Raw genomic sequence first — 11,869 nt, forward strand, 5'->3', positions numbered from 1 at the left:
TAAATTATGGACTCGCCAACATCTTCAGAGCCATTAGCGAACTACTCTGAGCAAATACAAACACTGCTTAGTAACATTGAGGTGTTAGTAAATGACAATAATGCAGACGAAGCTCAGCCTTTTTTAGATACTTTAAATACTAAACTAAAGCAATGGTGCGAAAGCAACGAAGGACCAAGCGCAGAACAATTGGAATTAATTCAGCTTCGTATAAATACTATTTTAGTAAAAGCGAATAGCGCTAAAAATGAATCGTCAAAAGCTATTATTAAACATAAAAAGTCAGGAAAAGCGATAAAAGCTTATAAAGCAAGTCGCTAAAATCTACTCAAATTGAAAACACAAAAAAACCGTTTTAAATAACGGTTTTTTTTGTGTTTTCTTAATTTAGTTATTAATTTAATATCATACTTATCTACTAAGAGTTATCTCGTACTACGCCTGGCATATTTTCCAGCTGAGCTTGAACATATGTACTGGTGTTATTAAGGCTTGCCACTAATAAATCCATCGCATTATATTGAGCATACAACCTTGACGATAGCGACTCCATTTTACTGGCAAGACTCAAGCGCTGGTCATCTAAATCGTCTAGTTGGTTTGTTTTGCTGTCTATACGGTTTTGAATAATACCGTCGGAATCGGTGTAAAAGCTTAATTTTTCGTCAAACGATTGTGCGAAGCCATCATCATCGTCACCTACAAAAAACTGCTGCACTAAATCTACATCGCTTGCTATTTTTTCATTGAGTGTTTCTGTATTTAGCGTTAAAACACCGTAGCGGTCTGTTTCTACACCTAATTGCGAAAGCGATAGTGAGTTGCCATTACCTAAATCAACGGGATTTGTTATTTCGCTACGAAGCTTTGACATAACGCCACGAAGTAGTGAATCACCAGCCATAACGCCTGCGCCATCTTCGCCGGAGGCACCCAAGTTATTACTAAGCTCTAACAGTTCGTTATAACTTGAAATAAAACTATTTAAACCTGTTTTAATATTATTATTGTTTTCGGTAACCGATATATCACTTAAGTCGTCGTCAGTGGCATGCAACTTTTTAGCGGTAATATCCACGCCATCAATCACATTACTAAATTCATTGGTATTACTTGATACAGTTAACGTACCATCAATTGTTATTTGCGCATTTTGTGCAGCATTAACTTGCGTTAAATTAGTTGTATGGTTAGCCGGGTCTGCATCTGATACATCATAAGCTAATCGTGACAATCCGCCTGTATCAGTATTACTGCCGTCATCGTCTTGTACGGTTATTGTAATTGCGTTATCTTCGCCAGTTTCTTTACTTGTAAGTACTAAATGCTGACCGGTATCACTAGTTATTATAGTGGCGACAACCGAATCATTACTATCGCTGCCAGTAAAAGGGCCATTGTTAATCTGGTCGCGTAAATCTTCTAACGTATTTGTAGCCGATAAAACAGTAGAGAAGCTATTTGCACCAGAACCAATTGTAATTACGCCAGCTCCAATTGCCTCATCAGCGGCAAATGCGGGGGAAGATAATTTATGAGCTTGTGCTAATGCATCTACTTTTATGTTGTAACTACCTGGCTGAGCGTCTTTATCTGAGCTAATTGATATAAAATCATCATTACCCGATGCAGTTCGTTTTTGATAGTTATCACTAACACCCAGTGCTTCCATTGATGTTTGTACTTTTTCAAGCGCAGACTTGAGTGCACCAACAGCAGAAATATCAGTTGTTAATTTACCTTCTGTAGTATTTAAACGAGCTTCAGCAGGGGCTTGCTCAGCATTAACTAGCGCATCAACAATGTCTGACACTGCTAAACCTGAGCCTAAACCATTAAACGTAATAGACATACTTCACCTCTTTAAATACTCAAAAATAAACCAACTTATTATTAGTAATTCAAACCGCTCACTAAACTGTTTGGTCAATTAAAATACCTGCCGATTCAGACAATTTAGAAACCAAACTTAATACTTCTTCAGAAGGATACTGCTTGATAACTTCGCCGCTGTCTTTATCGAGTACTTTAATTACATCGCGACCTGAATCTTCATCAACCTTAAATTGCAAACTACGGTTCATTTCGCCCATAAAGTCCTGCAATTGTTGCGCCATTTGTTCTAGTTGTTCACGCTCTAACGGCTGAGCAGTAACTTCTTGATTATTTTTTTCGTATTGGTTTTGCTGTAATCGTTGTTGATTTTGTGTATCAGCTTGCTTTACATCGTCAACAGCGCGTTCAGTTAGCGAACTAGCTGCTTGGCCAGCTACTTTATCTTCACCCGCTAGCGGGGTTGGTAATGTAACTTCTGCATTGGAATTAATGGTATTCATAACAGATTCCTATTTATTAGTTAATTAAACAATAGCTCAATTAAAACCCTTAAACCACAAAAGGAGGTAGCTAAAGCCACCTCCTTTATTGTAAAACTAATACTGACTTTATGTACTAGCTAGCTAAACATTAAGCTATTACTTTAACTTATTAACCTAATAAGCTAAGTGCTGCTTGTGGTAACTGGTTCGCTTGCGACAAGATTGACGTACCTGCTTGTTGCAAGATTTGGTTCTTCGTCATGTTAGCTGTTTCGGTTGCAAAGTCAGTATCTTGAATACGGCTACGTGATGCAGATACGTTTTCTTGAATGTTAGCAAGGTTACTGATTGTGTGACCAAAACGGTTTTGTACCGCACCAAGGTCAGCACGTTGCTCATCAATCTGGGCGAGTGCACCATCTATAATATCAATAGCGCTCTGTGATCCTTCTTGTGTTTCTAAGTTAACTGTTTCAACACTTGTAAATTCAGCTTCATCTGTTATAGCAGTAACTACAGTACCGTCAACTACACTTAAATCACTCTTAGAAGTAAGTTTTATAACGTCTCCAGCTGAACCTGTGGCACTAAGATTTTCAGTTGCTGCACCAGCTTCTGTCACCGTAGCTTCTACACCATTAGCATCAGTGAAAGTAGCTGTACCTACATTAGTTCCAGTAGTTGTGTCAGCATAATTACCAAACTCAATAGCAGTACCGTCAGCTTTTGTTAGTACAATGTCAGTGCCATCGACTACCGCAGTAATACCCGTATCACCAGTTTTTGCATTAATATTAGTTACTGTATCAGCTGCAGTAGATCCACCTAAAATGGTTTCAGAGCCTAAATCAAAACTATCGCCATCACCAATTCCTGATAACTTTGCTGTTGTTTCCGCCGCAGTTGATAAAGTAGCTGTCGCACCATGTTCAGCTGTTTTCTCATTAATTGCGCTAACTGTAGCCTCCGCAGTTGCGCCACTAGCTACTGTTACAGTTGTACCTCCAATTACAACATCACCTGTACGAGCACCTGTAAGTTCGATACTTGCTACATTTGAACCAATTTCGTCTGCGGCAGTACTTTTTAAGCTAACTTGAATTGTTTCGTTAGCGTTTGAACCTACTTGAAAGTCCCTAGAGCCAAAAGTACCATTTAGTAACTGCTGACCACCAAACGAAGTAGTGTCAGAAATACGGGTTAATTCAGACTGTAATGCTGATACTTCTTTTTGCAGTGATTCACGGTCTTCTGTAGAGTTTGAACCATTCGCTGATTGTAATGCTAGTTCACGCATACGCTGTAAGATACTTGTTGATTCTTGCATTGCACCTTCAGCTGTTTGTGCCATTGAAATACCGTCGTTAGCATTACGCTGCGCTACACCTAAACCGTTTATTTGTGATGTTAAACGGTTTGAAATTTGTAGGCCTGCCGCATCATCTTTTGCGCTATTGATACGCATACCTGATGATAGACGTTCCATAGAAGTTGCTAAGTCAGAACCTGATTGCGATAGGTTACGTTGAGCATTTAGTGAAGACACATTTGTGTTTACTGAAATCATAATAAAACTCCTGATTACTTTCGTAATGTTGCTATTTTAATTTAACCAAGAGCTGTCACAAATGTATGCTCAGCTCCGTACTGATTAAGTTAACGGCAGGAGGTAAATTATCTTTAGGAGTATTTTGAAAATAAATTAGTTTATTTACTCAGAAAAAGCTAACTGACTGTTTTGAAAGATTAGTTATTTTAAATGAGTTTAAAATACAGTTTGAATATTATGCTTTAGATGATTTAAATAACCTAAAAACAAAAAAACGCACTTCAAGTTGAAGTGCGTTTATATAAACAGTGACTAGTAAACTAAATAATTAGCCACCTAATAAACTAATGGCTGCTTGTGGTATTTGGTTTGCTTGCGAAAGTATTGACGTACCCGCTTGTTGCAAGATTTGGTTCTTCGTCATTTGCGCTGTTTCGGTCGCAAAGTCTGTATCTTGAATACGACTACGTGACGCAGATACATTTTCTTGAATATTAGCAAGGTTATTAATTGTGTGACCAAAACGATTTTGTACCGCACCTAAACCAGCTCGCTGCTCATCAATTTGAGCAAGTGCACCATCAATTATAGATATTGCACTTTGTGAGCCCAGCTCTGTAGTCAGATCAATATCGCCTACATTGTTTAATTCAGAAGATGCCGCTACTGCTGTTCCAGAACTTGCATCTAAGACGGAAAATGTTTTAGAGGATGATAACAATACTTCTGATGAAGTAATAAGCACAGGATTAGCCGCTGCGGCCGCTGCATTAACTAGTACACCTTCTTTTAGTGCAGTGCTATTACCTTGGGAGTCTGTAAAAGTAGCTGAGTTATCAGTTGCTCCATCAGCATCTGCATAATCTGTAAGAGTAATATCAGCACCAGCGGTACCTCTTAAAGTCAGTTCACCAGTACTACTATCGTGAGTTGCTGTGATTCCTGTAGTACTACTTTGAGCATTTATAGCCGTCTCAAGAGCCGACTGATCAGTGGTAGTTCCGACCGATGCTGTAATCGGTATACCGTTTAAACTAAAAGATATATCACCATTTATACTTGGAGGGCTAAGCGTGGCCTTAGTTTGAGTTGCTGGAGTCACTACAGTCGCTTCAGAAGTTACATCCACAATCCCACTTTCGGTCAGTGCAGTGCTATTACCTTGGGAGTCTGTAAAAGTAGCTGAGTTATCAGTTGCTCCATCAGCATCTGCATAATCTGTAAGAGTAATATCAGCACCAGCGGTACCTCTTAAAGTCAGTTCACCAGTACTACTATCGTGAGTTGCTGTGATTCCTGTAGTACTACTTTGAGCATTTATAACTGTCTCAAGAGCCGACTGATCATTAGTAGTTACGCCTGGTGCTGTAATCGATGTACCGTTTAAGCTAAAAGATATCTCACCACCTGCATTAGGAGGTCCTAATATTGCTGTAGTTTGAGTGGTAGGATACTCTTCTATTTCTACCAATGATGCAGTAACCCCATGCTTATTACTGAGTGCATTTATTGCCTCCGCTTTTTCAGCTGCGGTTGCACCAGGCTCAATAGCTACATCTGTATTAATATCACCCGTAGTAAAGGTAATATTACCACCAATAACAGTGTCTATTCCAACAGTACTTTGATACATCCCTATTTTTTCTGCAGCTGTATTACTCAAGCTAATTGAAATAGTTTCATTTGCGTTTGCACCGACCTGGAAACTTCTAGTCCCGTATGACCCATCTAATAATTGCTGACCACCGAACGATGTAGTGTCGGAGATTCGAGTTAGCTCTTCTTGTAAGGCTGACACTTCTTTTTGCAATGCATCACGATCTTCAGCTGAATTTGAACCATTAGCAGATTGCAGGGCAAGCTCTCGCATACGCTGTAGTATATTAGTCGATTCTTGCATAGCGCCTTCTGCGGTTTGCGCCATTGAAATACCATCATTGGCATTACGCTGAGCAACTGCTAGACCATTTATTTGCGATGTTAATCTGTTTGAAATTTGTAGGCCGGCGGCATCATCTTTCGCACTATTGATACGCATACCTGACGATAAACGCTCCATTGACGTTGCTAATCCTTCGCCAGATCTTGTTAGGTTACGTTGTGCGTTTAGTGACGACACATTAGTATTTACTGTTAATGCCATTTTACCATCTCCTAGGTTTAAACAGAGTGTGGTTCAACACGATTTAACAGGAACCACTGTTCGATAATTTCTTACAACAATAAAAGCATTTACTGTGCCAACTTTAATTTATTTTTAAGTAATTGTTTTTTATAGATAAAAATAGGTTTTGCTGAATTGTAAATAATTAGTGAAGTTATTTAGAAGGGGGTGACATTTTTTTGCCGCGATTTTGTAGCCAATTTTTGCCGCGATTTTATAGATAGTTATTGCCGCTTTAAAGTAGGTAAAGCGGCAAAGTATTTCTGTTTATAATCTGCTTATAACTTGCTTATAAGTAATCGAATAATGAAAGGTTAGTTAAACGGCCAAAAGTAGCTTGCGATGCTTGCAGTGCCGTTTCTTGTTTAGTTAGTTCGCTAATAGCTTCTGCCATATCAACTTCAACTAAGTTAGAGCGATTACTTTTATTTTGAATGTCGAGTGCTAAGTTTGAATCGCTTACTCTTTCAAGCGCGTTCATACGACCGCCTAAACTTGATTGGGTAAACACCACTTGCTCACTCGCATTTTGTAATTGCACTAAGCCATCAGCAAGTACTTGCTGAAAGTCATCACCTTCAAGTGTGCCATCGTTAAGGCCGGTAATAAGTGCTTGTAGTGTATTGAGTACGTTTTCTTTGCCTGGCTTTTCAAGGCTAAAATCTAGTTGACCTGGTGCTGTGCCTTCAAATTCAATTTTCATACCTGCAAAATCGATAGGCTCATCAGTAACTTCACCTGTTACTGCGGGGGTTAGTGCAGCGCCATCTCGGTATATTTCGTAGGTTTGTGGGTCTGTTGCTGTAGCACCAGGGCTTACTAATACACTATAAGTATTTGCTGTTGCTAGAGCTGTTGGGTCTGCGTTGTAATTTGCTTGATGAAACTTATCAAACTCAGCTTGGCCGTCAACATATACACTTGCCGCTGTAATAGAGCCTGAAACACTTGCCGTGTTAGATTCTACATTTAATCGCGCGTTAGTTTTTTCAAATGTATCAAAGCCGTTATCACTCGCTTTAATTGATACACCTTCAGCTATAGTTATTTGGTACTGGCCTTGGTCGCCATTATAGGTGTACTCACCCGCTGTAGAATCAAACTGATAAGGCTGCGTGCTGTCTTGGTAGCCTGAAAATATAAATTTTCCGTCTTCTGATCGGGTGTTCATTAAGTTAGCTAACGTTTGTTGAATGCCACTAAGTTCTGATGCAAACGTCTTTAAATCATCTTTAGTATAAACACCATTACCTGCCTGAATAGTGAGCTCTTGTGCTTGTTGAATATTACTATTTATGCTTTGTAATACGCTTTCTTCTGTTTCTAGGCGGCCATTTAGCTGATCGATATTTTTAGTGTATTGCTCATTAGTTTGTATTTTATTTGAATACAGCATAGCTTGCGAAATAGCAGCTGGCGCTTCTGAGGTAGATAAATACTTTTGCCTAGTATTTACTCGCTCTTGAGCATTTGCAACACCTTGTTGGTTGTCGAGTATTTTATTTATGTTGTTTTGGTACATTAAATTATTTGATAAACGCATAATTACCTCGCCGCATTTAATAAGGTGTCAAAAATTTCTTGAGCTGCTGCTAAAACTTGTGCTGATGCTGAATATGATTGTTGAAAACGCAGTAAATTTGCGGCCTCTTCATCAAGATTTACTCCAGATAACGACTCGTACCATGCCTCAGATTGCTGTGCTAGAGCGTCAAATGCAGCGCCACTTGTGATTGCTTGACCAGTTACAACACCTACATCGCTCACTAATCCTGAATAAGCTTGGTTGAACGTTTTATGGTTGTCGGCCGTTGCTGTTGTTTCTACATTTAAACGGACTAACTCACCATTTTGTAAATCTGCTAATTTTAAACCATTACGGTTATCGTCAAAGCCGCCTTCGTTAAACTCAAGTGTAAAGGTATCGCCTGTTGCTGGTGTACCTTCTATATCAAAATCGAATCCGTAGGTATCAAATGGAGCACCCGCTTGCGATAACATTCCTTTTGCAGGAGGCGTAATAGTAAAAGTATTCGTTCCGCTATTATCAGTAATTTGATATTCGTTAGCATTACCTGTTTTAACAAGCGTTATTTCACCGTTTGTTAAGCTTGGTGTTGAAGTAAATCCACCGGAGGTAACACTTGTTACCTCTCCCGCTGAAATAGTGGCGGTACCTATATTATTTAAATCGTTAGCAGTACGGATTGGCGATGCTAGTGCTAAATCTTCTGCGCGCCCTGTTGCAAGTGTAATACTTGAAGCAGCATCTGAATTAAGCTTTATTTGAAATTGATCCCCCTCAACACCAGCCCCTGATACATTTACTTGAAGACCAAATGATTCTCCGGTAGTAGTCGATGAATCAATAACACCTGTCGATATATCAGCAAGTGAAGGCTGACCTAACGGGTCGCCTTTGTTATCTATAGGCTGAATACTTACTTCATTAGCATTAGCTGTATAAGTAATAATAAAGTCACTGGCAGGAAGTTCACTGCCCTTACCTGGCTCTACCGTTGCAGTCATACCGGCAGTACCTGTGTTAGCTTGATACGCATAAGCACCAACGGTAGGAATATTAAAAATATTACCCCCTAGCTGACCTGTTGCATCCATACCCAATTTGTTTTGTTCGTTAAATGCATCAGCTATCGCTAAGCCCATTTGACCAATTTGGTTTTGCGCAGGGACTAGTATGTCATCTCTAAAAGCAAGTAAGCCGCCAATTTTGCCTTTTAGTTTACTTACATCAACTTCAAGCGGCACAGCTTTGCCACCATTAACGTCAAGCGTGAATTCTTTAAAATTAGGATCAGGATCCCCTGTCATCGAAAATAGGTTAAATGCGCCATTTTGCATAACAACTGCTTCGCCTGTGCCCATAAAAACGAGTTTTTCGCCATTTGGACCATCAAGCGTTTCTATGTCTATTAGCTCAGATAAGTCGCGTATTGCTTTATCGCGTTCGTTATAGGTAGAGCTGGCATCTGCGGCGTTATTAGTGCCATTAACTGCTGCAATATTTTGATTTAGCGTACTAATACTTTGAATGAGTGAGTTTGCTTCATCTGAAAATATTTCGAGCTGCTCGTTTACTATACTTTTTTGATCAAGCACGATGCCCGAAAGCCTATCCATTTGATCAATTAAGCTTTGCGCATCTGTCATTACTAATGAGCGGGCAACGGTAGATGACGGCTGATTTAGCGCTTCTTGCACATTATTAAATAAAGAGTTAATTCCAGTCGAAAGGTTGTTCGACTCTTCAGAAAAAATAGTATCAACTCGATTAGCCTCAGTAATAAACTGATCGAAAAACGATTTATTAGAGGTGTCACGATTTAGCTGTGACTGAGCAAACTCGTTTAGTAATCGGTATGTTTCGCCCCGCCCCACTTGGTTATCAACCATAGTGGTAAATTCAGTACGCTCACGTACGTAGCCTACGGTATTTACATTGGCGATATTTTTACTTGTCGTTTGCAGTAGCTCCGAGCTTGCTCTAACCCCAGAACTGGCAATGTTTAATAAATTAAACGACATGTTACTCTACTCCTTGGCGGATCACGTTTGCCGCAATGTCTTTTAGCTGACTACTATTGAGCACTTTTTTTATTTTGCTGGCATAATTTGGATCGGTTGCATAACCTGCTTTTTGTAATGAATCTAAAAAGTCATTTGGTTTTGCTGTATTTTGTAATGCTTCTTTGTAGCGCGGGTTTTGCGTTAAAAAATCAACGAAGTCGTTCACGCTATCTTTAATTGAATCGTAGGCTCTAAAGCTGGCTTGTTTTTTAACGGGTGTACCTTGCTCAAACTCAAGCGTTACTTTGCTTGCTTTATCGCCTTCCCAGCTTTTATCTGACTTAATATTAAATAAGTTATTTGAGCTACCACCGTCACTTCTATTAATAATGTGCTTACCCCAACCGGTTTCAAGTGCCGCTTGTGCAACCATTACCGCTGGGTTTAAACCAATTTTTTGCGCTGCAGTTTTAGCGTGTTCCCACACTGAACTTACAAACTCTTCTGCATTTTTAAATGTTGGGCTATCGATTTTAGACTCTGCAGTATCGACTTTAGGCTCAGCAATATCGGCTTTAGTGTTATTAACGATAAGATCGGGTTGCTTATTTTTTTGCTCATGAGGAAGAGCAGATCCCACTTGTGTATCGCTGAAAATATCGTTGGTTGTTCTAAGTACCGAACCTGGCATAAAGTTTTTAGACTCAGGCGATAACTGCTGAACAATTAAATCGGCAAGGCCTAACGAGCCATTTGAAGAAAGCTCTGTTGAAAGTTGCTGATCGTGCATTTCTTCAAAAAACTTTACGCCACTTGAATTAAATGGGCTGTCTTTGTCTTCAAATGCTTCGTTAGCTTTGCGCATTCCTTTGAGCAGCATTTGCGTAAAAATAGCTTCAAATTGTGCGGCCGCTTTTTTAAGCGCAGCTTTAGAAGCATCAGTTGATGCATCGCCACTGGTTAAGGCTTCTTTACGAAGTGAATCTAAGTTGCCTAAATCAAAAAAGTTTTGTTTATCGAGGTGATTAGTTTCCATCGGCTTTTTGACACAAAATGAATAATGCAGTTAAAAATGCAAAAATTGAGCCACTACCGATAAAACGAGGAAGATAAAAATAATAAACTTAAGTTGCTGTAAATAAAAAGCCCTATATCTTGTTTCAAAAATATAGAGCTTAAGTAATACGTTATTTATTGACTTGAGTTATTTATATAACAACTAACTGCCCGTTAATTGCGCCGGCTTCTTTTAGTGCTTCTAAAATAGCCATTAAGTCACCAGGCGCTGCGCCTACTTCGTTAATTGCGCGAACTAAATCGTCAAGGCTTACACCTGGATTAAATACAAAGGCGCGCGAGTCGTCTTGGTTTACATCAATAATACTTTGCTGCGTGACAACTGTATCACCGTTTGCTAGCGGATTTGGTTGTGACACGTTTTGTTGTTCTGCAATTGTTACCGTTAAGCCACCATGAGTTATAGCCGCAGGCTGAAGCTTAACGTTTTTGCCAATGACAATTGTACCGGTGCGCGAGTTAACTATAATTTTAGCGGCCATGTCAGCTGGCTTAAATTCTAAGTTTTCGAGTGTCGATAAATACGATACACGCTGGGATGCATCGCGTGGTGCTATAACACGAATAGAAACAGAATCTATTGCTTGTGCGCTATTTGGGCCAACTAGGTCATTAATTGTTTTTTCTAGGCGTTTTGCCGTTGTAAAGTCTGGGCGGTTTAAATTAAAAGTAATGTAATCACCTTGCATAAATGGGCTTTCTACAGTGCGTTCAACTGTTGCGCCATTTGGTATACGACCAACGGTAGGGGTGTTAATTACAACCTTACTGCCATCAAGGCCTTGTGCGCCTAAGCCACCGACAATTAAGCTACCTTGTGCAATAGCGTATACGTTACCGTCTACACCCTTTAAAAAAGTTTGTAGTAAAGTACCGCCACGTAAACTGCCTGCACTACCAATAGAAGAAACCGTAATATCTATTGTTTGCCCGGGCTTTCTAAATGCGGGTAACTCTGCATGCACAGCAACAGCGGCAACATTTTTAATTTTAGGACTTTGAGTTGAAGGCAGCGTAATACCAAAGCTGTTTAACATGCCTCTAAAACTTTGTTGTGTATATGAGTTTTGCTCGCCAGTGCTCGGTAAACCAACCACTAAGCCATAACCAACTAATTGGTTAGAGCGTACACCTTCAACCATAGACACATCTTTTATGCGCTCGGCACTGGCAGTAAACTGCCAACCTAATAACACAACTAAACATAAAGCTTTAAGGCTATTCATGTTGTTA

The 11,869-nt window shown here is 39.5% G+C and carries 9 protein-coding genes and 1 pseudogene; 1 reads left to right on the plus strand and 9 read right to left on the minus strand.

What is annotated here, in order from left to right:
- Positions 1 to 6 precede the first annotated feature (6 nt).
- Positions 7 to 321, plus strand: a complete 315-nt coding sequence (locus tag I6F10_RS05935; RefSeq protein WP_197098601.1) for a hypothetical protein — start codon at positions 7 to 9, stop codon at positions 319 to 321.
- 97 nt (positions 322 to 418) lie between these two features.
- On the opposite strand, the gene fliD is transcribed toward I6F10_RS05935, so the two are convergent.
- The 9 genes and pseudogenes from fliD to I6F10_RS05980 form a co-directional block, all read right to left on the minus strand.
- Entirely contained in the window at positions 419 to 1,852 is a 1,434-nt protein-coding gene (gene fliD / locus I6F10_RS05940) for a flagellar filament capping protein FliD (RefSeq protein WP_197098602.1), read from the minus strand.
- A 61-nt stretch (positions 1,853 to 1,913) separates the two neighbouring features.
- Positions 1,914 to 2,336: a flagellar protein FlaG gene (locus I6F10_RS05945; RefSeq protein WP_197098603.1), complete on the minus strand. Its 423-nt coding sequence runs from the start codon at positions 2,334 to 2,336 to the stop codon at positions 1,914 to 1,916.
- A 151-nt stretch (positions 2,337 to 2,487) separates the two neighbouring features.
- A complete protein-coding gene (locus I6F10_RS20545; protein WP_442960859.1) occupies positions 2,488 to 2,940 on the minus strand; it encodes a flagellin in 453 nt (150 codons plus the stop codon).
- A 585-nt stretch (positions 2,941 to 3,525) separates the two neighbouring features.
- Positions 3,526 to 3,885, minus strand: a pseudogene (locus tag I6F10_RS20550) (flagellin N-terminal helical domain-containing protein); the annotation flags it as partial.
- A 310-nt stretch (positions 3,886 to 4,195) separates the two neighbouring features.
- Positions 4,196 to 6,010, minus strand: coding sequence for a flagellin N-terminal helical domain-containing protein (locus I6F10_RS20370; protein WP_269435804.1), 1,815 nt, complete (start codon positions 6,008 to 6,010; stop codon positions 4,196 to 4,198).
- Positions 6,011 to 6,320: 310 nt separating this feature from the next.
- Entirely contained in the window at positions 6,321 to 7,574 is a 1,254-nt protein-coding gene (gene flgL / locus I6F10_RS05965; RefSeq protein WP_197098604.1) for a flagellar hook-associated protein FlgL, read from the minus strand.
- Positions 7,575 to 7,576: 2 nt separating this feature from the next.
- Positions 7,577 to 9,577, minus strand: coding sequence for a flagellar hook-associated protein FlgK (gene flgK / locus I6F10_RS05970; protein WP_197098605.1), 2,001 nt, complete (start codon positions 9,575 to 9,577; stop codon positions 7,577 to 7,579).
- 1 nt (position 9,578) lies between these two features.
- Entirely contained in the window at positions 9,579 to 10,595 is a 1,017-nt protein-coding gene (gene flgJ / locus I6F10_RS05975; RefSeq protein ID WP_197098606.1) for a flagellar assembly peptidoglycan hydrolase FlgJ, read from the minus strand.
- A gap of 172 nt (positions 10,596 to 10,767) precedes the next feature.
- Entirely contained in the window at positions 10,768 to 11,862 is a 1,095-nt protein-coding gene (locus I6F10_RS05980) for a flagellar basal body P-ring protein FlgI (RefSeq protein WP_197098607.1), read from the minus strand.
- Between the last annotated feature and the right edge of the window lie 7 nt (positions 11,863 to 11,869).

Source organism: Pseudoalteromonas sp. SWYJZ98 (assembly GCF_015864495.1).
GTDB classification, from domain to species: Bacteria; Pseudomonadota; Gammaproteobacteria; order Enterobacterales; family Alteromonadaceae; genus Pseudoalteromonas; species Pseudoalteromonas distincta.